The organism is Thiomonas sp. UBA7699, assembly GCF_002482605.1.
Taxonomy (GTDB): domain Bacteria; phylum Pseudomonadota; class Gammaproteobacteria; order Burkholderiales; family Burkholderiaceae_C; genus Thiomonas; species Thiomonas arsenitoxydans.
The window spans coordinates 26,312-51,426 of record NZ_DLGH01000027.1; the positions used below are offsets into that span (position 1 = coordinate 26,312).

The 25,115-nt window shown below is 62.4% G+C and carries 23 protein-coding genes and 1 tRNA gene; 11 read left to right on the plus strand and 13 right to left on the minus strand.

Annotated elements, in window-relative coordinates; genetic code table 11:
- Nucleotides 1–31: 31 nt before the first annotated feature.
- The 6 genes from ndk to B3H47_RS12120 form a co-directional block, all read right to left on the minus strand.
- On the minus strand, nucleotides 32–457 hold the full coding sequence (gene ndk / locus B3H47_RS12095; RefSeq protein WP_013106159.1) for a nucleoside-diphosphate kinase: 426 nt from the start codon (nucleotides 455–457) through the stop codon (nucleotides 32–34).
- Between the two features lie 77 nt (nucleotides 458–534).
- Nucleotides 535–2,220 (minus strand): 23S rRNA pseudouridine(2605) synthase RluB, encoded by a 1,686-nt coding sequence (gene rluB, locus B3H47_RS12100; protein WP_286987195.1) that lies wholly within the window; start codon nucleotides 2,218–2,220, stop codon nucleotides 535–537.
- An 18-nt stretch (nucleotides 2,221–2,238) separates the two neighbouring features.
- Complete coding sequence (gene scpB, locus B3H47_RS12105) at nucleotides 2,239–2,964, minus strand: SMC-Scp complex subunit ScpB (protein ID WP_276709728.1); 726 nt, start codon at nucleotides 2,962–2,964, stop codon at nucleotides 2,239–2,241.
- 227 nt (nucleotides 2,965–3,191) lie between these two features.
- Nucleotides 3,192–4,253 (minus strand): 2Fe-2S iron-sulfur cluster-binding protein, encoded by a 1,062-nt coding sequence (locus B3H47_RS12110; RefSeq protein WP_276709726.1) that lies wholly within the window; start codon nucleotides 4,251–4,253, stop codon nucleotides 3,192–3,194.
- A 94-nt stretch (nucleotides 4,254–4,347) separates the two neighbouring features.
- On the minus strand, nucleotides 4,348–4,686 hold the full coding sequence (locus B3H47_RS12115; RefSeq protein ID WP_013106163.1) for a P-II family nitrogen regulator: 339 nt from the start codon (nucleotides 4,684–4,686) through the stop codon (nucleotides 4,348–4,350).
- Between the two features lie 62 nt (nucleotides 4,687–4,748).
- Entirely contained in the window at nucleotides 4,749–6,431 is a 1,683-nt protein-coding gene (locus B3H47_RS12120; RefSeq protein WP_276709723.1) for an NAD+ synthase, read from the minus strand.
- On the opposite strand from B3H47_RS12120, the gene B3H47_RS12125 reads away from it, so the two are divergent.
- Nucleotides 6,430–7,602, plus strand: a complete 1,173-nt coding sequence (locus B3H47_RS12125; RefSeq protein WP_276709721.1) for a GNAT family N-acetyltransferase — start codon at nucleotides 6,430–6,432, stop codon at nucleotides 7,600–7,602. The two genes, B3H47_RS12120 and B3H47_RS12125, sit on opposite strands and share 2 nt — an antisense overlap.
- 12 nt (nucleotides 7,603–7,614) lie before the next feature.
- Here B3H47_RS12125 and B3H47_RS12130 read toward each other — a convergent pair whose 3' ends face one another.
- Nucleotides 7,615–8,103: a low molecular weight protein-tyrosine-phosphatase gene (locus B3H47_RS12130; RefSeq protein WP_276709720.1), complete on the minus strand. Its 489-nt coding sequence runs from the start codon at nucleotides 8,101–8,103 to the stop codon at nucleotides 7,615–7,617.
- Here B3H47_RS12130 and B3H47_RS12135 point away from each other — a divergent pair.
- From B3H47_RS12135 to B3H47_RS12170, 8 genes are all read left to right on the plus strand, one after another.
- Complete coding sequence (locus tag B3H47_RS12135; RefSeq protein WP_276709718.1) at nucleotides 8,102–8,485, plus strand: hypothetical protein; 384 nt, start codon at nucleotides 8,102–8,104, stop codon at nucleotides 8,483–8,485. The genes B3H47_RS12130 and B3H47_RS12135 overlap by 2 nt on opposite strands.
- 227 nt (nucleotides 8,486–8,712) lie before the next feature.
- Complete coding sequence (grpE, locus tag B3H47_RS12140) at nucleotides 8,713–9,243, plus strand: nucleotide exchange factor GrpE (RefSeq protein WP_276709716.1); 531 nt, start codon at nucleotides 8,713–8,715, stop codon at nucleotides 9,241–9,243.
- Nucleotides 9,244–9,356: 113 nt separating this feature from the next.
- Nucleotides 9,357–11,309, plus strand: a complete 1,953-nt coding sequence (gene dnaK / locus B3H47_RS12145) for a molecular chaperone DnaK (protein WP_286987240.1) — start codon at nucleotides 9,357–9,359, stop codon at nucleotides 11,307–11,309.
- Between the two features lie 97 nt (nucleotides 11,310–11,406).
- Nucleotides 11,407–12,537 carry a molecular chaperone DnaJ gene (gene dnaJ / locus B3H47_RS12150; RefSeq protein ID WP_286987200.1) on the plus strand — a complete coding sequence of 377 codons (1,131 nt, stop codon included), beginning with the start codon at nucleotides 11,407–11,409 and terminating at the stop codon, nucleotides 12,535–12,537.
- Nucleotides 12,538–12,607: 70 nt separating this feature from the next.
- Nucleotides 12,608–13,712 (plus strand): peptide chain release factor 2 gene (gene prfB / locus B3H47_RS12155; protein WP_013123395.1). Its coding sequence is split into 2 segments (ribosomal slippage): nucleotides 12,608–12,688 and nucleotides 12,690–13,712, totalling 1,104 coding nucleotides; the frame shifts between segments, so codons are not numbered across the junction.
- A gap of 63 nt (nucleotides 13,713–13,775) precedes the next feature.
- The gene (gene pepN, locus B3H47_RS12160) at nucleotides 13,776–16,448 is read left to right on the plus strand and encodes an aminopeptidase N (RefSeq protein WP_286987201.1); all 2,673 of its coding nucleotides are present in this window, start codon (nucleotides 13,776–13,778) and stop codon (nucleotides 16,446–16,448) included.
- Between the two features lie 34 nt (nucleotides 16,449–16,482).
- Entirely contained in the window at nucleotides 16,483–17,493 is a 1,011-nt protein-coding gene (locus B3H47_RS12165; protein WP_286987203.1) for a class 1 fructose-bisphosphatase, read from the plus strand.
- 43 nt (nucleotides 17,494–17,536) lie between these two features.
- Nucleotides 17,537–17,612: transfer RNA gene (locus B3H47_RS12170), tRNA-Thr, on the plus strand.
- 734 nt (nucleotides 17,613–18,346) lie between these two features.
- Here B3H47_RS12170 and B3H47_RS12175 read toward each other — a convergent pair.
- The 3 genes from B3H47_RS12175 to B3H47_RS12185 all read right to left on the minus strand — a co-directional run bounded on the left by B3H47_RS12175 (nucleotide 18,347) and on the right by B3H47_RS12185 (nucleotide 21,577).
- The gene (locus B3H47_RS12175) at nucleotides 18,347–18,778 is read right to left on the minus strand and encodes a helix-turn-helix domain-containing protein (RefSeq protein WP_286987205.1); all 432 of its coding nucleotides are present in this window, start codon (nucleotides 18,776–18,778) and stop codon (nucleotides 18,347–18,349) included.
- Nucleotides 18,779–19,493: 715 nt separating this feature from the next.
- A complete protein-coding gene (locus B3H47_RS12180; RefSeq protein WP_286987207.1) occupies nucleotides 19,494–20,561 on the minus strand; it encodes an ATP-binding protein in 1,068 nt (355 codons plus the stop codon).
- Entirely contained in the window at nucleotides 20,561–21,577 is a 1,017-nt protein-coding gene (locus B3H47_RS12185; protein WP_286987209.1) for a restriction endonuclease subunit S, read from the minus strand. The genes B3H47_RS12180 and B3H47_RS12185 overlap by 1 nt, the downstream gene beginning before the upstream one ends.
- Before the next feature lie 20 nt (nucleotides 21,578–21,597).
- On the opposite strand from B3H47_RS12185, the gene B3H47_RS12190 reads away from it, so the two are divergent.
- A protein-coding gene (locus B3H47_RS12190) for an IS3 family transposase (protein WP_286987242.1) occupies nucleotides 21,598–22,730 on the plus strand; the annotation gives its coding sequence in 2 pieces (ribosomal slippage) (nucleotides 21,598–21,853 and nucleotides 21,853–22,730; 1,134 coding nt in all).
- Between the two features lie 56 nt (nucleotides 22,731–22,786).
- Here B3H47_RS12190 and B3H47_RS12195 read toward each other — a convergent pair.
- From B3H47_RS12195 to B3H47_RS12205, 3 genes are all read right to left on the minus strand, one after another.
- Nucleotides 22,787–23,074 (minus strand): hypothetical protein, encoded by a 288-nt coding sequence (locus B3H47_RS12195; protein WP_286987210.1) that lies wholly within the window; start codon nucleotides 23,072–23,074, stop codon nucleotides 22,787–22,789.
- A gap of 17 nt (nucleotides 23,075–23,091) precedes the next feature.
- Nucleotides 23,092–23,712 (minus strand): hypothetical protein, encoded by a 621-nt coding sequence (locus tag B3H47_RS12200; RefSeq protein WP_286987211.1) that lies wholly within the window; start codon nucleotides 23,710–23,712, stop codon nucleotides 23,092–23,094.
- Between the two features lie 448 nt (nucleotides 23,713–24,160).
- Nucleotides 24,161–24,721 (minus strand): hypothetical protein, encoded by a 561-nt coding sequence (locus B3H47_RS12205; RefSeq protein WP_286987213.1) that lies wholly within the window; start codon nucleotides 24,719–24,721, stop codon nucleotides 24,161–24,163.
- Between the two features lie 151 nt (nucleotides 24,722–24,872).
- On the opposite strand from B3H47_RS12205, the gene B3H47_RS12210 reads away from it, so the two are divergent.
- Nucleotides 24,873–25,079: a hypothetical protein gene (locus tag B3H47_RS12210; protein WP_286987214.1), complete on the plus strand. Its 207-nt coding sequence runs from the start codon at nucleotides 24,873–24,875 to the stop codon at nucleotides 25,077–25,079.
- Nucleotides 25,080–25,115 lie beyond the last annotated feature (36 nt).

Genomic DNA, 25,115 nt, shown 5'->3' on the forward strand with positions numbered 1-25,115 from the left:
GCAGACTAATCAGCAAACGATCAGCAAACGATCAACGGGAATAGATCGCCATCGCCGGGAAGAAGAAAGCGATCTCCTGCGCCGCGGTTTCCGCCGCGTCGGAGCCATGCACGGCATTGGCATCGATGCTGTCGGCGAAGTCGGCGCGGATGGTGCCGGGGGCGGCTTTTTTCGGGTCGGTTGCGCCCATCAGGTCGCGGTTCTTGAGAATGGCGCCCTCGCCTTCAAGCACCTGGATCATCACAGGGCCCGAGATCATGAAATCCACCAGATCCTTGAAAAACGGACGGGCCTTGTGCACCGCATAAAACGCTTCAGCCTCGGCGCGCGACAAATGCGCCATGCGCGCAGCGACAATTTTCAGACCGGCCGACTCGAAACGGGCGTAGATCTGGCCGATCACGTTTTTGGCAACGGCGTCGGGTTTGATGATGGAGAGCGTGCGCTCAATGGTCATACTTTGCTCCTGAAATCAAAGGGTTAATTCATCATTGTAGACAGCACCGAACTTGTGCTGCGGGTCACACACTGGGCTCAGCGCCCGCCGCGATTGCCACCGCCACCCCCGCCACTACCTCCACCACCGCTGCGTCGGCGCCCCCCCGAGGGGCCGCCGCCACCGCCCGTGCGATGCGGCCCGGCATCTTTGTGGATGTAACCGAAACTGGTTTTCATCGGATCGGGCTGCGAACTGCCCTGCTTGCCGCCCGATTTGCGGCGCGATTGTCCGCCGGGCTTGTTTCCGGTCGAGAAATTGCCTGCGCCGCCCCAAGAACCACCGCCGCTACGCACCACCGGGCTCTTGCCGAACAGCGCCTCGACCGTGGTGCGGGCATAGCTGTCCGGCCCGGGCTGCTGCTGGTCGCCGCCCTGCCCCTTGCCGCGTCCGCCGCGGCCACGGCTGTCGTTGCGCCGTCCGCCCTGGTTCTGCCCGTTCGGGCGGCGCGCGGGGCGGTCTCCTGCACCGGAAGGCGCCTCGCCGCTGCGACCTTGCAGCGCCTGCACGAGCGATTTGTCGAGCTCGACAAAATCGCCGCGGCGCAGCCCCGCAGGCAGCACCACACTGGCGTAGCGCACCCGGATGAGACGGCTCACCGTCAGACCAACCGCCTCGAACATGCGACGCACTTCGCGGTTGCGCCCCTCGGAGATGACCACGCGCCACCAGCGATTGGCGCCCTCGCCGCCCGCCTCTTCGAGGCTGAGAAAACGCGCCGGGCCATCGCCCAACTGCACGCCCTCGAGCAATTCGTCGCGGGCCGCAGCGTCAAGCTCGCCCAGCACCCGCACGGCGTATTCGCGCTCGGCACCGTAGCTGGGGTGCATCAGCCGGTTGGCCAGGTCGCCCGAGGTGGTAAACAGCAACAGGCCTTCGGTGTTGATATCCAGCCGCCCGACTGCAGTCCACTTGGCCCCTTGCAGCTTGGGCAGATGCTGAAACACCGTGGGACGTCCTTCCGGGTCTTTGAACGACACCACTTCACCCGTCGGCTTGTGATAGGCCAGCACGCGGGCCTGGGCCGGCCGCAGGCGGCGCTTGATGATCTTGCCGTTGACGCGAATCTGGTCGGTCGGCAGGATGCGCTGTCCCAGATGCGCCGGTTCGCCGTTGACCGAAACCCGCCCGGCCAGGATGAGGTCTTCCATCTCGCGACGTGAACCCACGCCGCTTTGCGCCAGCACCTTATGCAGCTTGGGCGCATCTTCGGCCGGGGCCAGCACACGGCGCACAATCTCGGCGGTTTCCGCCGCCCGGTCGTAAGTGCCCGAAATCACATCCTGAATCTGCACGCCCACCAGCGGCGCGGGCGCCGCGGCGGCGGGTGTCGTCGCCTCAAGCTGCGGCGCCTGCGGCTCGGTCTGGTGACGCGGGCTTTTCGGTGAACGTGGCGGACGCGCCGTGCGCTTGGGCTCAAGCGACTGCAGCGGCTCAGTCTGCGGGCTCGCCTCGGCGGCCTCTGCCACGCCGGCGTCTGCACTCACAGCGCTATGCGCCTCGGGCTCGACTGGCAAAGCCGCCACTGCTTCGGCAATGGGCGGCGCAACAGCTTCGCCAGACTCCAGCGCTGCGCCCTCTTCGGTGCTTGCAGCCGCAGTCTTGCGCGGCGTGCGGCGAGGGGCGGCACGGGTCTTGCGCGCTGACGGCGTATCGGCCACGGCCTCTACAGCCTCGGGCGCGGGGTTGAGTTCGGGGGAATCAGGCGAGTCGGTAGAGCTCATGGTGCTGTCCGTTCAGGGTCAGTCGTTCGGCAGCGCAACTTCGGGCGCACTGCGGGGCATAGAGGTCGGCTGCACGACTTCGGTCGTTTCAGACGGAGGATGGTGTTCACCGGGTTCAGCGTCGGCCGCAGCAGGGTCTGGCGCTTCTTGCCGTGGGGTTGCTTGCGGGGCTTCCAGACTCTCGATTTCAGGCAGGCGCTGCTGCAGGCCGTCGAAATTCGGCAGCATGTCGCCGCGCTCGCCCAACGGGGGCAGGGCGTCGAGGGTTTTCAGTCCGAGATCGTCGAGAAATTGCGCCGTGGTGGCCAGAAGGGCCGGTCGGCCCGGCGCTTCGCGGTGGCCGATCACCTCGACCCAGCCCCGGTCTTCAAGCTGACGGATGATCTGGGCATTGACCACCACCCCACGAATCTCTTCGATGTCGCCCCGGGTCACGGGCTGACGGTAGGCGATGATGGCCAGGGTTTCCAGCACGGCGCGCGAATACTTTTGCGGCTTCTCGGGATAGAGCCGGTCGAGAAAAGGCTGCATCTCCGCCCGGCTTTGAAAGCGCCAGCCCTGCGCCAGCCGCACGAGCTCGACGCCGCGCTCCTGCCAATCGCTGCGCAGTTCATCGAGCAGCGCGCGCACGGTGTCGGCGGCGATCGTGTCGTCGAACAGGCGCCGCAGTTCAGCGACGGAAAGGGCTTGGGAAGCACAGATCAGCGCGGTCTCGAGGACCCGCTTGGCCTCTTGCGTGTTCATAGATACCCGGTAAAGGGCGGTATCAGCCGGAAGTCGTCCGCTGTGCCGCAGGTGCCCGAAGGCGGGCGCAATGTGTCGATGCGTGGCGCTCAAGTCAGCGCCCCCCGGAGTCAGGCTGCACCCGACTCGCCCCCTTGGGGGTCAAGAAAACTGGGGACGGCCCCGCGTTTGCCTGAGAGTTATTGCCGATTTTAATACGTCTGCGTAGCGCGCTTGCCGCTCACGCTTCAGGCGGCAGGGGCAAGCTCTGCTTTTACGGGCGGGTAGAACGCGTCGGCGTGCAGATCGTTCTCCGGCAGGCCCCGTTCCAGCAGTGACGCGCTGATGGCCTCGACCATGCCCGGCGGCCCGGCCAGATAGACCTTGGAACCGGCAAACTCGGCCACCTGTTCCAGCAGATGCGCGGCCAGCGGGCGATGCACGGCCTGCGGCGGATCTCCCGGTTGCGCCTCGTCCAGCGCAAGGTGATAGCTGAAGTTGCGATAGCTGCGGCGCATCTGCTCCATCTGCTCCAGTCCGTACACATCGGCCTGATTGCGAAATCCGGCAAACAGCACCACGGGTTCGAGCTTGCCGTTGTCGAGCGCGGTGTGCGCCACACTGAGCATGGGTGCCAAGCCCGTGCCGCCGCCCACGGCATAGAGCGGCCCTTGGTGGCGCGGGCGGAAATAGCTCGTTCCCATGGGCCCACGCACCAGCAGCTGCGCGCCGGGACGAATCACGCTCCCCAGCAGGCTGCTCAGCGCCCCGGTCGGGGTGCGGCGGATGTGAAACTCCAGCAGATCGTCATATTCCGCATCGACAGGCGTGCTGGCCATGGAGAAATCGCGCGCGATTTCCTGCCCGTCTACCTCGACCACGATCTGGGCATACTGGCCGGCCGAAAAGGTGAAGGGAATGCCCTCCATATCGGCGAACTCGATATGCAGCCGCAGCGCGAAAATATCCTGCGTCAACGGCTCCAGCGCCACCACGCGGCACAGCAATTTGCGCTCGGGGTGCGCGATCAGATCGTCGCTATCGGTCAGCCGGATGGTGATGTCTTCGCTCAGAGTGGCACGGCAGGCCAGAATGATGCCGCTGTCCCGCTGCGCATCCGGCAGCGCCTTGGGGTCATATTTTTTCAGCTTGACCTGACCCGACTCGAGCACGCACTTGCACGAACCGCATTCCCCCGACTTGCAGGAATAACGAATCGGCACCTGATGCCGCCTGAGCAGCTTCAGCAGGTTCTCGTCGGGGTCGGCAAGAAGATCGGTTTCTGCCGGGAGGATGTGAACGCGGGGCATGGAGTGAATGCTTTCAAGAAACTCGCCAGGCCGCCCCAAGAGTTTCTTGCCCCTTGAGGGGAAAACTGGGCGAAGCGAAGGTTTCGGGGTGGGCTTAAACCGCGACTTCGCCGGTCTCGCCGGTGCGAATGCGCACCACCTGCTCGACGCTGGTGACAAAAATCTTGCCGTCGCCAATCTTTCCGGTACGCGCCGCCTTGACGATGGACTCGATCGCCCGCTCGACCTGGTCTTCCTTGATGACGGCTTCGACCTTGACCTTGGGCAGGAAATCCACCACATATTCGGCGCCGCGATACAACTCGGTATGCCCCTTCTGACGGCCAAAACCCTTGACTTCGGTCACTGTCAGGCCGGTGACGCCAATCTCCGCCAAGGCCTCGCGTACCTCGTCGAGTTTGAACGGCTTGATGATGGCGGTGATGAGTTTCATGTCAGGGCTCCTCGGTGTGATTGAAGACGGAATTTAACTGGGGATGCGCGAATCGGCAGGATTCAGAACGATTCCCGGAATTTTGAGGTGATCGGATAGCGCCAATCGCGGCCGAATGCGCGGTGGGTGACGCGGATGCCCGGAGGGGCCTGCCGCCGCTTGTACTCCGACAGTTTGAGCAGGTGTATCACCCGCTCGACATCGGCCCGGGCATAGCCTGCGGCCAGCACGGTTTCCACCCGTTCGTCCTGCTCCATATAGCGCTGCAGAATGCCGTCGAGCACGTCGTACGGAGGCAGACTGTCCTGATCGGTCTGATCGGCGCGCAGCTCGGCGCTGGGCGCTCGGGTGATGATGCGCTGCGGAATGACCTCGGCCTCGCCCATTGCGGCCGCGTGCGCGTTGCGCCAGCGCGCCAGCTCCCAGACCAAGGTCTTGGTCACGTCCTTGATGACGGCGAAACCCCCGGCCATATCGCCATAGAGCGTGGCGTAACCCATGGCCATCTCGCTCTTGTTGCCGGTGGTCAGCACGATGCGTCCGCTGTTGTTCGACAGGCCCATGAGCAAGGTGCCGCGAATGCGCGCCTGAATGTTCTCCAGCGTGGTGTCACCGGGGTGCTCGTGCAACAGCGGGGCCAGCGTGGTGCGAAAGGTTTCGAACAGCGGCGTGATGGGCAGCACGTCGTACTGCACGCCTAGGCGCTGCGCCATTTCTGCGGCGTCGTCGAGCGAGATCTGCGCGGTGTATTGCGACGGCATCATCACCGCGCGCACCTTTTCGGCGCCGAGCGCATCCACCGCGATGGCCAGCACCAGCGCCGAATCCGCCCCGCCCGACAGCCCGATGAGCGCCCCCGGAAATCCGTTCTTGCCCAGATAGTCGCGCACCCCGAGCACCAGCGCCGCGTACACCTCGGCATGGTCGGACTTCAACGGCGCCACATGCGCCGGAGTCTGCTTGAGCACCTCGCCGCCGGTCACATCGACACGCAGGATGTCTTCGACGAATTGCGGCGAGCGTGCCACGAGCTCGCCTGCGCGGTCGAGCACAAAAGACGCGCCGTCGAACACGATCTCATCCTGCCCGCCCACCATTTGCGAGGCGACCAGCGCCATGCTGTTTTCCAGACAGCGCTCGCGCATCACCCGCTCGCGCTCCGCCGTCTTGCCGCGGTGATAGGGCGAGGCATTGAGCACCAGCAGCACCTGAGCGCCGGCCGCGCGGGCCATGCGTGGCGCATGCGGCAGCCAGGCGTCTTCGCAAATATTGATGCCGAAATGCGTCCCCCCGGCCTCGAACACCACCGGCTGATCGCCCGGCGCGAAATAACGGCGTTCATCAAACACCTGATAGTTGGGCAACTCATGCTTGCAATAGGTCGCTTCGACCACGCCGCCCCGCAGCAGCGACGCCGCGTTGCAGGCCACCGCCTGCTGGGTCGAGGCGATCCGCGGCGCTTCGGCGGCGGCCAGCCCCAAGGGATGCCCGACGACCAGCGCCAATTCCGGCAGGTCCGACAGGTCATGCGCAAGCTGCTTCAATGCGGCAGCACTGGCTTGCAGGAAGGCCGGGCGCAGCAACAAGTCTTCCGGGGGATAGCCGGTCAGCGCCAGCTCCGGGGTGACGACCACGCGCGCGCCCTGTGCATAGGCCTGCCGCGTCAGGCGGGCGATCTGCGCCGCATTGCCCGCAAGATCACCCACGGTCGGGTTGCATTGAATAACAGCGAGTTGGAGAGTCATGGCTGAGGATTTTCGCACCGAGTTGTCGGACGCGGTGAACGCACTGCCCGCCGCCGATTGGGAGAGCCTGGTCGCGGCAACCCCCGGCGCCACGCCGTTTCAGCGCCATGTCTGGCTGAGCGCGCTGGAGCAAAGCGGCTGCGTGGGCGCAGAGACCGGCTGGCAGCCCGTGGTCGTGTCGCTGCGCGATGCCAGCGGCGCGTTGGCCGCCGCCTGCGCGCTGTATGTGAAATCGCACTCCTACGGCGAATACGTTTTCGACTGGGCCTGGGCCCGCGCCTATGCCGAGCATGGCCTGCCCTACTACCCCAAACTCCTGCTCGCCGTGCCCTTCACTCCCGTGGGCGGCGCCAAGTTGCTGGGGCGCGACGCCACCGCGCGCAAAGCGCTGCTCGGCGAAATTCTGGCCATCGCCCGGCGCAGCGGGTTCAATTCGCTGCACGCCCTTTTTCTCGACCCGCAGGAGGCTCAGTGGTGTAGCGCGCTCGGTCTGTTGGAGCGCACTACCCTGCAGTTTCACTGGCGCAACCCTCCCGCAGAAGGTGGGGCGGTCTGGCCCGACTTCGAGGCTTTTATCGGCAGTTTGAGGCACGATAAACGCAAAAAGATCAAACAAGAGCAACGCCAGGTGCGCGATGCCGGAGTTTGTTTCCGCGCCCTTGTCGGGACAGAAATCACCGAATCGCACTGGGATTTTTTCACTCGCTGCTATCAAACGACCTACGCCCTGCACGGCTCCGATCCCTACCTGAACCGCGCATTTTTTCAGACCATCGGCGCCCAAATGCCCGAGCACTGCCTGCTGTTTATCGCAGAACGAGACGGCCAGCCCGTGGCCAGTTCGCTCGTCCTGCTCGACCCGCAAAGCCGCATCGCCTACGGTCGCTACTGGGGCGCCGTCGCCCACATTCCGGCCCTGCACTTCGACGCGTGCTATTACCAGCCCATCGCCTGGTGTCTGGCCCATGGCTACACCACCTTCGAAGGCGGCGCACAGGGCGAGCACAAAATGGCGCGCGGACTGCAACCCGTCGCCACCCGCTCGGCGCATTGGCTGGCGCAACCGCAGTTTTCGCGGGCGGTGGAAGATTATTTGGAGCGTGAATCAGCCGCGCTCGCCGAGCATCAGAACAGCCTGCAAGAGCGCCTGCCGTTCAAGGAAGTGCAGTGAACCCGCGGCGCTTCAGGCCCGCTGCGCCAGCCGCTTTTCGATGAAGGCGAGCAGCCCCGTGCTGGCCTGTTCCACCAGATCGAGTACCCGCTCGAAATCGCGTTCAGTGCCGTAATACGGATCGGGCACGGCGGCCACCGGCGCCTGCGGCGCAAAACTCAGAAACAGTCGGCAGCGCGAGGCAAACTGCGGCGGGCATCGCTGTTCCAGCAAGGCGAGGTTGTCCCAGTCCATCGCCAAGAGCAGGTCGAAACGCGAAAAATCTGCGTCTTCCACCGCGCGGGCGCGCAGGCCGGAGAGGTCGTAGCCCCGCTCCAGCGCATGACGCTGACTGCGGCGATCGGGCGCCGAGCCCACGTGGAAGGCGTGGGTGCCGGCCGAATCGATGCGAACCCGCTTTTCCAACCCGGCTTCATGCACTCTGGCGCGAAATACGCCCTCGGCGGTTGGCGAGCGGCAGATATTGCCCATACAGACAAACAGCACGGAAAACTCAGACATGGTTGAACTCACAGGAATGCAGAAATTCGGTAGACGCAATAGACATTATCCGGGCTGCCAGCCATCGAAATCGCAAGTTTTGCAAAGTTGTGTCAACCCAAAGACCGGGACACGCATTAAGCCTCTGATCCAGCTTGGATCGTTTCCATCCCAAACATTGAAAGTGCATCCCATCATGAAAAAAATTGCTGCCACGCTGTTTGCTTCCCTGTTCGCCACCGTTGCCATGGCGCAAACTCCGGCCCCGGCTGCCCCTGAAGCCGCCAAGCCCGAAGCCCACAAGGAAATGAAAAAAGAGCACAAAAAGGTCGAACACAAGAAGGTTGAGCACAAAAAGGCCGTGCACAAGGAAATGAAAAAAGAAGAAAAGAAGGCTCAGTAAGGCCTTCGAGACGTTCGCCTACACGCTAGGCGCTCCGGCATGACGGCAGCACCTGCCGTACTTGCCCGTCGAAATCCCCCGCAGCAGCACCCGCGGGGGATTTTTTCATTCCGCATCGGTAAAACCGGCCTTCCTGACGAGCCGACAGGCTCTTGAAATTCGGCAAGACACCCCCAAGCTGGAAAGGTCATTTTTTATAACCGCGCGCTCACGCCGCGCTCGCGACCATGCAGACTGATCCCCAGAACCCCCCTTCCGACGATCCGCAAACCGCTGGCGGTGCGCATCAGGAGTTGATTCCCGAGCCCGTGCTGAGCGACGAGCTGGCGCAGGCACAGGAAGAAATCACCAAGCTCAACGACCAATTGCTGCGCGCCCGCGCCGAGGTGGAAAACATCCGCCGCCGCGCGGAAGATGAAGCCGCCAAGGCACGCAAGTTTGCGGTGGAAGGCTTCGCCGAATCACTGCTCCCGGTCAAGGACAGCCTGGAGGCGGCGCTGGCCGACACCAGCGGCAAGCCCGATGTGCTCAAACAAGGCGTGGAACTCACCCTGAGCCAGCTCAAATCGGCCTTCGAGCGCAACCGCCTGCTGGAAATCGCTCCTGCGGCTGGAGACAAATTCGACCCGACGTTGCACCAGGCCATTTCGGTGCAACCGGCCGAGCAGCCTTCCGGCACGGTGGTTTCGGTGCTGCAAAAAGGCTATCGGATCGCTGAACGCACCCTGCGTCCGGCACTGGTCACAGTGGCGCAATAAGTCCCTGTATGGGTATGGCCAGATTCGGTACGGCCAGATTCGCAAGACTTGAATTCACAACAAGCTTCCTCATTTAACTAGCAGTCAAAAATCAGCGCCCCGCGGCGCGGCACATTCGGAGAATTTCCATGGCAAAAATCATCGGCATCGACCTGGGCACCACCAATTCCTGCGTGGCGGTCATGGAGGGCAATACGCCCAAGGTCATTGAGAACAGCGAAGGCGCACGCACCACGCCATCCATCGTCGCCTATATGGAAGACGGCGAAATTCTGGTGGGTGCCTCGGCCAAGCGCCAGTCGGTCACCAATCCCAAAAACACGCTTTACGCCGTCAAGCGCCTGATCGGCCGCAAGTTCGGCGAAAAGGAAGTGCAGAAAGACATCGACCTGATGCCCTACAGCATCGTCAAGGCCGACAACGGCGACGCCTGGGTGGAAGTGCGCGGCAAAAAGCTCGCGCCGCCGCAGATCAGCGCCGAAGTGCTGCGCAAGATGAAAAAGACGGCGGAAGACTATCTGGGTGAAGAAGTCACCGAGGCGGTGATCACCGTGCCGGCCTACTTCAACGACAGCCAGCGCCAGGCCACCAAGGACGCCGGCCGCATCGCCGGTCTGGAAGTCAAGCGCATCATCAACGAGCCCACCGCCGCAGCCCTGGCCTTCGGTCTGGACAAGCACGGCAAGGGCGACCGCAAGATCGCGGTCTATGACCTGGGTGGCGGCACCTTTGACGTGTCCATCATCGAGATTGCCGACGTCGAGGGCGAAAAGCAGTTCGAGGTGCTCTCCACCAACGGTGACACTTTCCTGGGCGGTGAAGACTTCGACCAACGCATCATCGACTACATCATCGCCGAGTTCAAGAAGGAGCAAGGCGTCGATCTGAGCAGGGACGTGCTCGCGCTGCAGCGCCTGAAAGACGCGGCCGAGAAGGCCAAGATCGAACTCTCCAGCTCCACCCAGACCGAGATCAACCTGCCCTACGTCACGGCCGATGCCTCCGGTCCGAAGCACCTGAACCTCAAACTCACCCGCGCCAAGCTGGAGTCGCTGGTTGAAGAGCTGATCGAGCGCACCATCGCACCCTGCCGCACGGCCATCACCGATGCCGGTGTGAAGGTGGGCGACATCGACGACGTCATCCTGGTCGGCGGCATGACCCGCATGCCCAAGGTGCAGGACAAGGTGAAAGAGTTCTTCGGCAAGGAACCCCGCAAGGACGTGAACCCCGACGAGGCCGTGGCCGTAGGCGCGGCCATTCAGGGTTCGGTGCTGGCAGGCGACCGCAAGGACGTGCTGCTGCTCGACGTCACCCCGCTGTCTCTGGGCATCGAGACCATGGGCGGCGTGATGACCAAGATGATCACCAAAAACACCACGGTGCCGACCAAGCATGCGCAGGTCTATTCCACCGCGGATGACAACCAGCCTGCGGTGACCATCAAGGTATTCCAAGGCGAGCGTGAGATGGCGGCGGGCAACAAACTGCTGGGCGAATTCAACCTCGAAGGCATTCCGCCCGCACCTCGCGGCGTGCCGCAGATCGAAGTGACCTTCGACATCGACGCCAACGGCATTCTGCACGTCAGCGCCAAGGACAAGGGCACCGGCAAAGAAAACAAGATCACCATCAAGGCCAATTCCGGCTTGAGTGAAGAGGAAGTGCAGCGCATGGTGCGCGATGCCGAGGTGAACGCGGCCGAAGACCACAAGAAGCGCGAACTGGTCGATGCCCGTAACCAGGCAGACGCTGCGGTGCACAGTGTGCGCAAATCGCTCTCGGAGTATGGCGACAAACTGGACGCAGGCGAAAAATCGGCCATCGAAACTTCCTTGAAGGAAGCGGAAGAGGCGATCAAGTCGGAGGACAAGGCCGAGATCGAGGCCAAGACTAGCGCCCTGCTCGCCGCCAGCCAGAAACTGGGCGAAAAGATGTACGCCAGCCAAGCCGCTGAACCCGGCGCGGCCGGTGGCGCCTCGTCTGGTAGCGGTGGAGGCCAGGCTGCGGGCGACGACACCGTGGTCGATGCCGAGTTCAAGGAAGTGAAGGACGGCAAGGCCTGATCGTCTTCAGACTTGAAGTCTCCCGACGGGAGGGCCGCTAATCGTGCGGCCCTCCCGTTTGTCCATTGTTATTGAACCGATTCGCAAGGCAGAACCCGTGGCAAAACGTGACTACTACGAAGTCTTGGGCGTGAGCAAAAACGCCTCGGAAGACGAGATCAAGAAGGCCTACCGCAAGCTGGCCATGAAGCACCACCCCGACCGTAATCAGGGCAACAAAGACTCTGAAGAGCAGTTCAAAATCGTCAAGGAAGCCTACGAGTGCCTGTGCGACACCCAGAAGCGCGCCGCCTATGACCAATATGGCCACGCCGGGGTTGATCCCTCGGCGGGAGGCTTTGGCGGATTCGGAGGCGGTGCGGGAGGATTTGGCGACTTCGGCAACATTTTCGACGAGATTTTCGGCGGCGGGCGGCGCGGTGGCGGCGGGCCGCAGGTTTACCGCGGCAACGATCTGAGCTATTCACTGGAAATCAGCCTCGAAGATGCCGCAAACGGCGTGAACAAAAGCCTGCGCATCCCCGGCTGGGAAGAATGCAGCACTTGCCACGGCAGCGGCGCCAAACCCGGCACCAAACCCATCACCTGCACGACCTGCCATGGCAGCGGTCAGGTGGCGCAGCGCATGGGACCGTTCGCCATGCAGCAGACCTGTCCGACCTGCCACGGCACGGGCAAGCTTATTCCCGAGCCCTGCCCGGCCTGTCATGGCCGTGGCCGCGTCCAGAAGCAGAAGACCCTGGAAGTGCAGATTCCCGCGGGCATCGACTCGGGCATGCGCATCCGCTCCACGGGCAACGGCGAACCCGGCGTCAACGGCGGGCCGCCCGGAGACCTGTATGTGGAAATCCACATCAAGCAACACCCGGTGTTCGAGCGCGATGGCGACGACCTGCACTGTCACGTTCCGGTGAGCATGGCGAAGGCGGCTCTGGGCGGCGGCATCGATGTGCCCACGCTGGGCGGCAAGGCAGAAATCGACCTCCCCGAAGGCACGCAGGCGGGCAAGACCTTCCGCCTGCGCGGCAAAGGCATCAAAGGCCTGCGCTCGAGCTATCCCGGTGACCTGTATTGCCACATCACGGTGGAAACGCCGATCAAGCTCAACGAGGAGCAGAAGCGTCTGCTGCGCGAGCTCGACGAGTCGCTGAAAAGGGGCGGCGATCGCCACTCTCCGCAAGCCAAGTCGTGGTTCGACAAGGCCAAGGAATTCTTCAAACCGGTTTGAGCCAACGACCAAAGTGCAAGGCAGGGGCAAGGGGTGCGAAAATAGCGCCCTTTGTCATCTCAAGAGCATCATGGACGCAGAACGCCTCAACGCCATCTCCAATCGAATTACCGACCTCCAGCAGCGCGTTCAAGCGCTAAGGGGGTATCTTTGACTTCGATGCCAAGGCGTCGCGGCTAATGGAAGTTGCAGGGGCGCTCGAAGACCCGCAGGTCTGGAACGACCCCAAACGCGCGCAAGAGTTGGGCCGCGAACGCAAGTCGCTCGAAACCGTGGTGCTCGGGCTGGAGAGCCTCACCACGGCGCTGGCCGATCACAGCGAGCTGTTCGAGATGTCGCGCGAGGAAGGCGATGACGCCACCTGCGAAGCCATCGAGGCCGATGTCGAGAAGTCCGCCGCCGAGGTCGAGGCGCTGGAATTCCGCCGCATGTTCTCCAACCCGCTCGACCCGAGCAACTGCTTCATCGACATTCAGGCCGGCGCCGGTGGCACCGAGGCCTGCGACTGGGCCAGCATGCTGCTGCGGCAGTACCTGCGCTACTGCGAACGCAAGGGCTTCAAGACCGAGGTGATGGAAGAGACCGAGGGCGACGTCGCGGGCATCCGCAGCGCCACGATCAAGGTCGAAGGCGACTACGCCTACGGCCAGTTGCGCACCGAAACCGGGGTGCATCGCCTGGTGCGCAAGAGCCCGTTTGACTCGTCCGGCGGCCGCCACACCAGCTTCGCCAGCGTGTTCGTCTACCCCGAGGTGGACGACTCGATCGAGATCGATATCAACCCTGCGGACGTGCGCACCGACACCTTTCGCGCCAGCGGCGCCGGCGGTCAGCACATCAACAAGACCGACTCGGCGGTGCGCCTGACGCACATGCCCACCGGCATCGTGGTGCAGTGCCAGAACGATCGCTCGCAACATAAAAACCGCGCCGAAGCGTGGCAGATGCTGCGCTCGCGGCTGTACGAGCACGAGATGCGCAAGCGCATGGCCGAACAGCAGACGCTGGAATCGACCAAGAGCGACGTGGGCTGGGGCCACCAGATCCGCAGCTATGTGCTCGATCAGAGCCGCATCAAGGATCTGCGCACCAACGTCGAAATTTCCAACACCCAGAAAGTGCTCGACGGCGATCTCGACGAATTCATCACCGCCAGCCTGAAGTCCGGCCTTTGAACCTCAACCTGAGCTCCACTGAGCCCCACTGATCCCCATTGCCCCGCTGAACTCCGCACTGCCATGACCGCCAAACCCGACACGCCTGCCCGCATCACCCGCCTGGCGGAGTACACCCCGCCGTCCTACGCCATCGACAGCGTGCATTTGCGCTTCGATCTCGACCCCGCCAAGACCCGCGTGCACAGCCGCATGGCGGTGCGTCGCCTTGAAGGCGCAGCCGAGTCCGCCCCGCTGGTGCTCGACGGCGAAGACATCACCTTGTTGACCCTGAAGGTGAACGGCGAATTCGTCGCCTTCCGCCAGGATGGCAACACCCTGGTGCTCGACAAACTGCCCGAGACCTTCACACTGGAAATCGAAACCCTCAATGTCCCCCAGGCCAACACCCAGTTGGCAGGGCTCTACATGTCGGGCGGCGCGTTCTTCACCCAGTGCGAGGCCGAGGGTTTTCGCCGCATCACCTACTGGCCCGACCGCCCGGATGTGATGAGCCGCTTTCACATCACCCTGCGGGCCGACAAATCGAAGTACCCGGTGCTGCTGTCCAACGGCAATCTGGTGTCGCAGATCGACCTGGACGGCGGCCGCCATGAAGCGGTGTGGGACGATCCGTTTCCCAAGCCCTGCTACCTGTTCGCCCTGGTTGGCGGCAATCTGGTGTGCCGCGAACAGACCGTGCGTGCCGCCTCGGGCAAGACGCATCTGCTGCAGGTCTATGTGCGCGCGGGCGATCTCGACAAGACCGAGCACGCGATGGAGTCGCTGATCAAGGCTATCGCCTGGGACGAACAGCGCTTCGGCCTGAGCCTCGATCTGGAGCGTTTCATGATCGTGGCGGTGAGCGACTTCAACATGGGGGCCATGGAAAACAAGGGCCTCAACATTTTCAACACCAAGTATGTGCTGGCCAATCCGGCCACCGCCACCGATGCCGACTATGACGGTATTGAGAGCGTGGTCGGCCACGAGTACTTCCACAACTGGACGGGTGACCGCATCACCTGCCGCGACTGGTTTCAGCTCAGCCTCAAGGAAGGCCTCACCGTCTTCCGCGATCAGGAATTCAGCCAGGATCTGGCCGCCGCTTCGGGCGGTGAATCCGCGCGCGCGGTCAAGCGTATCGAAGATGTGCGGGTGCTGCGTACCGCGCAGTTTTCCGAAGACGCCGGTCCGATGGCGCACCCGGTGCGCCCCGAGCAATACCAGGCCATCGACAATTTCTACACCGCCACCGTCTACGAAAAGGGCGCCGAGGTGGTGCGCATGATGCAGACTCTGGTGGGAAGAGCCGGTTTCCGCAAAGGCATGGATTTGTACTTCCAGCGCTTCGACGGCCAGGCCGTGACCTGCGACGACTTCGCTCAGTCCATGGCCGACGCCAACCCGGACTCCGCGCTGGCGCAACATCTTGCCGCCTTCAAGCGCTGGTACAGCCAGGCTGGCACCCCGCGCCTGCACGCCAGCGGCGCGCTCGATACCGCTGCCCGCACCTACACCCTCACCCTGCGCCAAACCTTGCCCGACACGCCCGGTCAAACGGGTAAACAGCCGCAGGTCATTCCGGTCGCCACGGGCTTGCTCGACGCCCGGGGTAATTCCCTGCCGCTGTGGCTGCAAGGCCAGGACAAGGGCACCTCGACCGTGCTGGTCCTCACTGAAGACCAGCAGACTTTCGTCTTCGAGCAGATCGATGCCGATGCAGTCACGCCCTCATTGCTGCGCGGCTTCTCCGCCCCAGTCATCCTCGACTACGCCTACACCGATGCCGAGTTGCTGCATCTGCTCGCGCACGATGCCGACCCCTTCAACCGTTGGGAAGCGGCGCAGCGACTGTCGCTGTCGCGCGTGCTGGCGGCCGTTCGCGGCGAGGCGCTGAACCTCGATGCGCCCTATCTCGACGCGCTGCGCGCCGTGCTCCGCGACCCGAAGCTCGATCCGGCGTTCAAGGAACTGCTGCTCACCCCGCCCGGCGAGGCCTACATCGCCGAGCAGCTTGAAGAGGTCGATCCTCCTCGCATCCACCGCGCCCGTCAGGCGCTACGCACCGTGCTGGCGCGAGAACTCGCGCAGGACTGGCAAACCCTCTGGGACACCCTCACGCCCGAAGGCGGCTACAGCCCCGATTTTGCCAGTGCCGGTCGCCGCGCCCTGCGCAATCTGGCCCAGGCACATTTGTGCGAACTCGGACAGGCGACTTGGCTGGGACGGGTCTATCAGCGCGTCAAGGATGCCGACAACATGACCGACCGCTTCGCCGCGCTGGCCGCGTTGGTACATGTCGGCGCCGATCTCGCCAAGCCAGCGCTGGAGCGCTTCGCCACCCAGTTCGCCGGTGAAGCCCTGGTCATGGACAAATGGTTCGCGCTGCAGGCCAGCGCGCCCGACCACGACGGGCAGCAACTCGACCGCGTGCGCGCGCTGATGCGGCATCCCGCCTTCTCCATCCACAACCCCAACCGCGCACGCAGCGTGCTGTTCGCCTACTGTCAGGCCAACCCCGGCGCCTTCCACCGCACCGACGGAGCGGGCTACGCCTTCTGGGCCGAACAGGTTCAGGCGCTCGATGCCATCAACCCACAGGTCGCCGCCCGGTTGGCGCGGGCTCTCGACCGCTGGCGCAAGCTCGCGCCCGCCTATCGCGAAGCGGCGCAACAGGCGCTACGCACCGTGGCCGAAAGCGCCACGCTGTCTTCCGACACCCGCGAAATCATCGAACGCGCCCTGGCCGACTGATCGCGGCGCGCCCCTTCCCTTCCAGAGACTCCCCATGACCCAATCCGTCAACCTCACCCGCTATCTCGTCGAGCAGGAACGCGAGCACGGCGTTATCACGCCCCAATTGCGCCTGCTCGTCGAAGTGGTCGCCCGCGCCTGCAAACGCATCAGCATCGCCGTGAACAAAGGCGCATTGGGCGATGTGCTCGGCTCTGCCGGCACCGGCAATGTGCAAGGCGAAGTGCAGAAGAAGCTCGACGTCATCGCCAACGATGTGCTGATCCACGCCAACGAGTGGGGCGGACATCTGGCCGCCATGGCCTCGGAAGAAATGGACACCGTGTTCCCGGTCTCCGAGCACTACCCGCGCGGCGAATACCTGCTGCTGTTCGACCCGCTCGATGGCTCGTCCAATATCGACGTGGACGTCACCATCGGCACCATCTTTTCCGTGCTGCAGATTCCCAAAAACACCACAGACGTCACCGAGCAACATTTTCTCCAGGCCGGCAGCAAGCAAGTTGCCGCCGGCTATTGCGTCTATGGCCCGCAAACCCAACTCGTGCTCACCGTAGGACATGGAGTGGCCGTGTTCACCCTGGACCGGGAACAGGGCAGTTTCGTCCTCACTGAGCGCGATTTGCAAATTCCGCCCAGCACCAGCGAGTTCTCGATCAATATGTCGAATCTGCGTCACTGGGCACTACCAGTAACGCGCTACATCGACGAATGCCTGCAAGGCAAGGACGGTCCGCGCGGACGCGACTTCAACATGCGCTGGGTGGGCAGCATGGTGGCCGATGTGCACCGCATCCTCATGCGTGGCGGCGTGTTCCTGTATCCGTGGGACAAGCGCGAGCCGAACAAACCCGGCAAGCTGCGCCTGCTGTACGAAGCCAACCCCATGAGCTTGCTGGTGGAGCAAGCCGGCGGCGCAGCCACAACTGGCTCGCAGCGCATCCTCGACATCGTCCCCACCTCGCTGCATGAGCGTTGCAGCGTGATGCTCGGCTCGCGCGAAGAAGTCGAACTGCTGCAGCGCTACCACGCCCAGACCGTTTGAACTGAAAAGTAAATCCCGCCCCTGGTATAGAATGGTCGGCTTCGCCGGTGTAGCTCAGTTGGTAGAGCAGCGCATTCGTAATGCGAAGGTCGAGGGTTCGACTCCTTTCACCGGCACCAATAGTCCTTAAAACCGCCCTAACCGGCGTTTTTTTGTGCTCGATCGCCAGAAAAAAGAAAAATCCCAAGTGAATCAATCACTTGGGATTTTATTTTGGCGGAGAGAGGGGGACAGGAGAACGATGCATTTAATGCCATCTTCTCCTCAGGCAGAAGCACAGCAACGAGCGCATATCGTAGCAATGCTATGCGCGTCTTTGGGGCAAGCGCGGACATCTTCATCGCGCCGTCTAAAAAAGCACAAAAGCACGCAATCCGCGCCACGTCATGTTTTCGGACAAGGGGCTGACCAATTGCAGCAAAGCGCCTCCGGGCAGCTTCCAGAGTGGCCGCGTCCTTTGACGAAGTTCGAGGACTCGGGCAGCGACTCGGGTGAATCCTCCTAGCAGCTCGTCGGTCTGGACGCCATGCGATCAGACATCCTGTGTGGGCTGGACTAAGACGCTGGGCCGGGAGACTCAGACATCAAATACGAAGGAGCGGACTGTTAGGCCACTCCAGGGTTCCATCGCATGATGCGCAACGAAAAAAAACAGTGGGCGGCAAGGGCGTGCGCTGTTTTTTTGGCACCCTGCCCGAGCTGCATCAGTAGAGAGCATTCTGGCACAGGTCACAGCAAAGGGAACCGCCTACAGACCAGCCTCTGCGACCGAGTCACGACATCCCGTTCCTACACGGAGATCGTCAGATCAAGTGCCCCGCAGTCAAACCCGACCCACGGCTCCAGGCCGGGCTCAGTGGTCACGAACAGTTCCGTCTCCCCGATCTCCTCCAGCCGGGCCGCTATCGCTGCGGCGAGAGCGATGGCCCTGTAGTCTGCTTTCAGCTTTTGCATGTTTGGTTGCCTCACGTTGTGCTGCCAGTAAAGGCGCTGGCCCGCCGAAAATCGCGTGATAGGTGAACGGGTCCACAAAGGACAGGAGGGTCTTGGCAAACGTGGCCAAGTCAACCCCCAGCACTTGCGCCCAGATCGGATAGTCCTCGGGCGGCACCCTTCCCCGCCCATTCTCCACCTGGGAGATCATCGTGTAATACTCGTACCCGAGAGCCCGCGCCACCTGAGCCTGGGTCAGGCCCGCGTCGATCCGCAGACCCTTGATGTAATTCCCCGCTCTGCGCCGCATGACGCGGGCGATCTCATTGTTGACGCTGTATTGACTATTCATCGTCACTCCCCTCGTATGTGGTCGATAGTGGCCAGGAATGCGACAACCAACACGATCAAAAGCATGATTTTTCCGAAAAACATCATAGGGTTAGCCCTTTATGTTGCCTGTGAACTATTCCACAGTGTTGCGTATCGTTACACACTTGCCCACACTGCACCAGGCCCGTCAGTGGTCAGGATCAGACCAGCACCCCGGAGCAGTCACAGGCCAAGACCCAGGACCACCCCAAAAACGCATCAGGAAGGCCAGGGACGGGCTTTCACAGGGCAGGCCAGGGTTAGGTAGCCACCACACCTTCTAGCCCGTTTTAGAGCCTCTAATCCGTCCGACCTGTCCTAGGACCTCGACCGCCCAGGACTTGGCCCACTGGGCTCGACTGTCCTTGCTCTCTCGGATCATGGATCATGGCTCTCTCATGTCTTTGACCGAGGGGGCAAAGCAACGCTTTGCTATTCGACATCAAGCCTTCGGCTTTTCGATCTCCCTTTCCCTTCTCAGGACTGTCTTGAGACTTCTCAGGACTTCTCAGGACTTCATGGACTTCATAGACTTATCTCAAGATGTCTATAGACGGTCCAACCGTGGGTGGACAAGTGGTCGCAGAGCTCGTTCTCGAAGATGCGTTCGGTGTGGACGTTGGAGAGCTTGGGCATAGCGGATTTGTTCTTGTTGATGTCGGTCCAGTCGTGTGGGCGCTGTGCTTATGCGTTGGTCACCAGTCCAAGGGAGTGTTGTTGCACTGCACGGAGCCTAAATTCAACAGTGGGACTGTGGCGCCTGCAGCTTGAAACGCATCCTGAGCGAAGCAACCTTGAAGGTGCCGCCATTGCTGTTGGGTCAGATATCGAGACTTCACTTCTGGTGGAAACAAAACGGGGGGGGCCGCCTGAGACTTCGCTGACAGCCCTTTGGTCTGCCAGTTGATGTCAATGGACTCAATTGCATCCAAGACCTGCAGCTTCTCAGGAGCGCCCCTCTCGAGGTCATTGATAAGAAAGAGTTCGAAGGATACGGGTGCGAGAGCCTGAATTAGCGCCCCGCAGACTTCCTCGTCTGTGGTCCCCTTTTGGGTTCGCGTAAAGGTGAGGTCCTTCACCAGCAGATGTCGCTGGGAGGCCTTGTCGACGCGGTAACTGAACCCCTTAGCTTCATTAAGGTGCTCAAGCATCGCATGGGTGTGCTCGGAAACACCTCCGGCCTTGAATTCAAAGCTCAGGGTAAGTCGCGTCACAACTGCATGAACTACCTCGTCCGACGCAGGAATTTGTACGCCCTTGGTGTTTCGCCCATAGGGCCGACCTTCTGACGTTTCCTGCTCAGTCTCCTCGAGAACGTAGCAGCGTTCGGCAGGTCTTCCGCGGAATCCGAAGACGATGTAATAACCACCGTCTGCGGCCGAGAATATGTGCTCGTAGCTGCACACGGAAGTTTCAACGAGTCGTAACTGACTGAGGCTGGAGTCAACAATCAGTTTTTTGGCCTCGACAATTCTTGACTTCAGCAACTCGAGTTCCACTTGGCCTGAGCCGGCTGCTGCCTCGTTCGCAAGAATTGGTGTTAGGCGGCGAGGGGCGCGGTCGGCGACGCCAAAAATCAGTACGCCCTCCCCGTGGTTCAGGAACGAGCAGAAGTCCTTGGCGAATTCCTGTTTGGATTCATTAGTATGTAGTCCATCGTGGAAGGCTTGCTTGTACTCAACCACACTACTTTCTTCGGCATGGGCGATGAATTCACGAAGCTCCCCCTCGCTTCTGGGTGCTGCGTGACTCGCTAAAGCCATCACGCCGCCTCCAGTTGCCGAGGCTGAAAATCATTGATGTTCAGTTGACCAGTGACGGCGGCTGAAATCAACGAGGAGCGGTATTCGCGAAGGAGGGAGATGTGCTCAATTACATGACTTTGCAGTTCGGTGTTTGCGGCCTTCGCCTCCTTGAGAGCGCTTAGCGCCGCTTGCATCTCCGCAGGTGGCGGGACTGGAATCGAGATGCCGCCCACCGTGTCCGTGTTCAGATTCAGTTGTGTGCCCATCTTTCCGAGTCCCGCGTAGGCGAAACCCGCCTCAAAGATGCTGAAAAGCCAGTCGCGCAGGGGCTCCTGCCCGATGGCGGGAAACCAGACAAATCCGTCATGAATGCAACACCGGATGCCCGCGATGCACGGCTTCCCCACAGTTCCGGCAATGCTGAGGAACAAGGCCCCAGGCTCTAGCTTGACGCTGAGCGACGCACCCAGGTCAGACATTTGTTGTTCAGTTTTAGTCAAGAGACCGTCAGACGCGGAGACGTCGGCGATTCGAACCCACGCATACGTACCGCTTTCATCAAAAAACTTCGGGTCGTCTATTGGCCGGGGCGACGCTCCGCGCGCAACCGGTGTCAGCCACTTCAGCTTCTTGACAACCCAGTTAGACGGCGTTTCCCCTATCCAGTCAACATCCGTGGGTACAAATACGTTCGCTGGATTGCAGCCCTTCGTCACCAACGACCAGGTAGTCGACAGGTGATACTCCCTCAAGCGGTCAAGAAGCCTCTCCTTCTCTGCAATCAAAGCATCAATCCGCGCCGTCTTCTCGTCGAGGAAGCTGGCGATGCGTTCTTGGTCTGGAGGGGGTGGCCGCACCACCGACATTCGTTTCAAGTCGTCAAACTTCATTGACTGCCGCAACCCACCGCCCATTCGGTAAAAGAGCTTTGCAAGGTCATATCCGTGCAGCAAGTAGTACGCAAAACGGGGATGAAATGCAGGCTTTGACCTGCTCCCCGTCAGCCGTACCACGGTGAAGTTCGTGGAGTCCATCACGATGGAGAATGATGGACATGAAGACGAGTCGATTCAGCGAAGAGCAGATCATTGGGTTTCTCCGGCAGGCCGAGGCTGGCGTTTCGGTCAAGGAAGTGTGCCGCACCGGCGGCTTCAGCGACGCGACGTTCTACAAGTGGCGCGCCAAGTTCGGCGGCATGGAGGCATCCGAAGCGACGCGGCTGCGTGCACTGGAGTCGGAGAACGCCAAGCTGAAGAAGCTGCTGGCCGAGGCGCACCTGGACATGCACGCGCTCAAGAGCGTTCTCGGGGTAAAACGCTAGCCCCACGGGTCAAACGCGAGGCCATTGGCAAGATGATCAGCGAGCATCATTTGTCCGAGCGCCGAGCGTGCTGCCTCGTGGGGCTCAGCAGAGATAGCTATCGCCATGCGCCCCAGCAGGATGCGCTCAACACTGAACTGCACGGCAAGATCGTTGAGATCGCGCATGTCCGGCGGCGGTTCGGGTATCGGCGCATCCACGACCTGCTGCGCCCCGCATTTCCGGGCATCAACCATAAGCGGGTGTATCGGCTGTACAGCCAGGCCAACCTGGCTGTGCGCAAGCGCAAGAAGGTCCGGCGCGCGGCGGCCGAGCGCGTGCCGCTGCAACTGGCCAAGACGGTCAATGAGGTGTGGAGCCTGGATTTTGTCAGCGACAGTTTGGTAAGCGGCCGACGGTTGAAATGCCTGACCGTGGCCGACGACTTCAGCCATGAATGCGTGGACATTGCGGTCGACTACGGCATTTCTGGCGCCTACGTGACGCGCCTGCTCGACCAAGCCGCGAGATTCCGCGGCTACCCCGCAGCCGTCCGAACCGACAATGGACCGGAGTTCACCAGTCAGGCATTCATGGCGTGGGCCACGAGTCGCGGCGTGCGCCACATCCTGATCGCACCAGGTAAGCCCACGCAGAATGGGTTCATCGAGAGCTTCAACGGCAAGTTCCGCGACGAGTGCCTCAACGAGCAATGGTTCGAGACGCTGCACCAAGCCAGAGTGACCATTGCTGAATGGCGCCGCGACTTCAACGAGGTCCGGCCCCACAGCAGTCTGGGCCGGATACCTCCGGCGCGATTCGCCGAGCAGCATCGCCAGCGCGCTGGCGATGCTGCTCACTCCGCAACCCCCAACGAGGTGAATTAACCTTGCAACCCGGACTCCTGACTTAACGTTGGTACGGCGCGAGGGGGCAGGTCACCTCAAACCCCGTGCGGATGGAAGATCGCATTCTGCGCATCGACCGCCTGCTGCGGCAGGCTGACCGGGGGCTTTTCCGCAGGCGGCGGTGCCAGTTGCTTCTCCGCCTGAGCAATGAGCCGGGCCAGGGCGGCCGACAGCGCGCCGTCGATGTCGATTTCCAGGCCCGCGTGTTTCGCCAGGTTTTCGAGCGCGGTTAATCGGTCGGCCAGCTTGGGGTCACACAGGAAGTGCAATTTGACCGGCTGCGCCGTCTTGGGTTTGATGATGCTGCGCGTGCGTGTTGACATGGATGACTCCTTGGGGGTTAGCTGGGACGGGTCTCGTTTCCAGCAGACTGCGGGGTGGGACTGCTGTGTGCTGATGTGCTGCCAGGTTGCGTTGGCGTGGCCGTGCGCGAGTCCGTGAGCGAGGCCGCGACGTCCGTGACTTCCACCGTCCGCGCGTGCAGTTGCGCCACATCCTTGCAACCCGCGGGCGGGCGCCAAAGCTGCACATCTGCGCCGGGGGCGATGCCGCACACCCGGTCGCGCTGTTGCACATGGTGCGCATCGGTGCGTGCCTGTGTCTCGGCGTCCTTTTCGTTTTCGCACGCGATGACCACACGCGACGCCTTGCGCAACAGGGCCTGGATGGCGGGCTGGTCTAGGAAGCTTCGCACCCCGGCCCCGCCGGTCACGATCACGGTGGGCGGCTGGCCGTCGCCTCCTTCCCTGTCCTGCACCGCCAGCGCGTCCGTGCCGCCTTCGACGATCCATATGGTTGCCGGGTCACCGGGCAGCATCGGACAGAACGCTTTGACCGATCCGCGCAGATCCCGTTTGTTCGGGATGGCGTCATCGTCGATCAGGCGCTGTGTGGCGCTGCGGGGTTGCCGGGCTTCGTCGTAGCCGACGAACAACACCGCCCCAAGCGCATAGCGCAGCATCCCCGCAGCCTCGGCCGCATCGAGCGTGGCCGGACTGATGCCGCGCCCGCCAGGTAGGCCCGCCCTGCACTGCGCTGATGCGGTTGGAATGCGGGCAGTATCAGCGGGATGGATGAGGTGGGTGGGGACTCTGGTGCAGGCTTGGGGGTTTGCACACGCTGCACCAGGGCCGCGCCGCCGGTGAGTTCGAACACGGCGTCACGAAACGAGGTTCCCGGTGCAATGTCGCGCACCAGCGCAATCATGTCGCCGCCATTCTGTCCATACAAGTCGCACCACACCCAGCGCCCTGAGGTCTGGGTCAGCCGGTAGACCTCATCACCGCTGCCGTTGCGCACCGAGGCGTGGCGGCCCTCGCGTTTGACGGTGAAGCCGTGCGCTTCCAGATAAGGCACAGGATCGGCATGCCGCGCATCCTGTCTGGTTTGCTCGTCGATGCGTTCGGGGCTTATTGCTGCTGTTGTTGCGATTGCTGCGGCGTCTGCTGCTGCGCTTGCTGCTGCGCCTGCTGCTGCCCGTTTTGCGGCGCTGGCGCGTCGAAAGCGCGCATCCCAGCGAGGGTCAGCGCCGCCGCCAGAATCGCGCCGCAGACCATCAGCAAGATGCCCTGCGTGAGCGTGAGAGGCGGACGGTTGCTGATGGCGTCCTGCATCTCCTGGGCGGCTTGCATCGCTTGCGCTGCCGCTTGTCTCGTCTGTTTCGGGAGGCTTTGCAGGGCGCTGCTCTGCTCGGCCAGGCGCGTCAAGGCGCTGGTCAGCGCGCGTTCGCTCGTCTGTTGTTGGGCCTGGATCGCTTGCAGGGCCTGGGCCTGCGTCTGCACGATCTGCTGCATCGCCTGCGCCGTCAACAGTTCGATCGTGCGCCGTTGGGCCTCCATCGCCAGCTCGATGTTGGGCAGAATCGGCGTCAAGTGTTCGACGATCGCCTGCGGGAGTTGCTTCAAGTCCTGTGCTGCGGCTTGCACTTGCTCGGAGGTCGGCAAGTGCTGCATGGTCTCGGTCTTGGTCATAGTTCACAATCTTCTTGAGTGAGGCCCATTTGTAGGCAGCGCCGAGGGCGCTGCCCTTGAAAGCCATGCTGTCAATCTCGAACGAGAACCCGTTCAGCGTGCCGGTCGAGGCGATATTCGGCACCACGGTGACGCCCTGCGCTTGCAGGGCATGAGCGAACTCGGTTGCGGTCTGTGGGCCGCGTTTCAGGGTGGCATCCAGGATCTGTTGCAACTGCAAGCGGGGCGGCAGGATGCCCGTGCGCAGGGCCGCTTCGATCTCGCCTTGCTGGGCTTGCTTGCGCTCGGGCGGGACGATCTTGCGGTCGACTGTGTACGTTGCGCCTTGGGTGAGGGTGAGGCGGTACACGCGCTCTAGGCGTTGAATAATTCGGGTGCTGATGAGGTTTTCATG

Excerpts from the sequence above, each read along its gene's own strand:
- ndk (WP_013106159.1), bottom strand. The coding sequence starts at position 457 with ATGACCATTGAGCGCACGCTCTCCATCATCAAACCCGACGCCGTTGCC.
- rluB (WP_286987195.1), bottom strand. The coding sequence starts at position 2,220 with ATGAGCTCTACCGACTCGCCTGATTCCCCCGAACTCAACCCCGCGCCC.
- scpB (WP_276709728.1), bottom strand. The coding sequence starts at position 2,964 with ATGAACACGCAAGAGGCCAAGCGGGTCCTCGAGACCGCGCTGATCTGT.
- B3H47_RS12110 (WP_276709726.1), bottom strand. The coding sequence starts at position 4,253 with ATGCCCCGCGTTCACATCCTCCCGGCAGAAACCGATCTTCTTGCCGAC.
- B3H47_RS12115 (WP_013106163.1), bottom strand. The coding sequence starts at position 4,686 with ATGAAACTCATCACCGCCATCATCAAGCCGTTCAAACTCGACGAGGTA.
- B3H47_RS12125 (WP_276709721.1), top strand. The coding sequence starts at position 6,430 with ATGGCTGAGGATTTTCGCACCGAGTTGTCGGACGCGGTGAACGCACTG.
- B3H47_RS12120 (WP_276709723.1), bottom strand. The coding sequence starts at position 6,431 with ATGACTCTCCAACTCGCTGTTATTCAATGCAACCCGACCGTGGGTGAT.
- B3H47_RS12135 (WP_276709718.1), top strand. The coding sequence starts at position 8,102 with ATGGTTGAACTCACAGGAATGCAGAAATTCGGTAGACGCAATAGACAT.
- B3H47_RS12130 (WP_276709720.1), bottom strand. The coding sequence starts at position 8,103 with ATGTCTGAGTTTTCCGTGCTGTTTGTCTGTATGGGCAATATCTGCCGC.
- grpE (WP_276709716.1), top strand. The coding sequence starts at position 8,713 with ATGCAGACTGATCCCCAGAACCCCCCTTCCGACGATCCGCAAACCGCT.
- pepN (WP_286987201.1), top strand. The coding sequence starts at position 13,776 with ATGACCGCCAAACCCGACACGCCTGCCCGCATCACCCGCCTGGCGGAG.
- B3H47_RS12165 (WP_286987203.1), top strand. The coding sequence starts at position 16,483 with ATGACCCAATCCGTCAACCTCACCCGCTATCTCGTCGAGCAGGAACGC.
- B3H47_RS12175 (WP_286987205.1), bottom strand. The coding sequence starts at position 18,778 with ATGAATAGTCAATACAGCGTCAACAATGAGATCGCCCGCGTCATGCGG.
- B3H47_RS12180 (WP_286987207.1), bottom strand. The coding sequence starts at position 20,561 with ATGGCTTTAGCGAGTCACGCAGCACCCAGAAGCGAGGGGGAGCTTCGT.
- B3H47_RS12185 (WP_286987209.1), bottom strand. The coding sequence starts at position 21,577 with ATGGACTCCACGAACTTCACCGTGGTACGGCTGACGGGGAGCAGGTCA.
- B3H47_RS12195 (WP_286987210.1), bottom strand. The coding sequence starts at position 23,074 with ATGTCAACACGCACGCGCAGCATCATCAAACCCAAGACGGCGCAGCCG.
- B3H47_RS12200 (WP_286987211.1), bottom strand. The coding sequence starts at position 23,712 with ATGCTGCGCTATGCGCTTGGGGCGGTGTTGTTCGTCGGCTACGACGAA.
- B3H47_RS12205 (WP_286987213.1), bottom strand. The coding sequence starts at position 24,721 with ATGACCAAGACCGAGACCATGCAGCACTTGCCGACCTCCGAGCAAGTG.
- B3H47_RS12210 (WP_286987214.1), top strand. The coding sequence starts at position 24,873 with ATGAGCGAACTCGGTTGCGGTCTGTGGGCCGCGTTTCAGGGTGGCATC.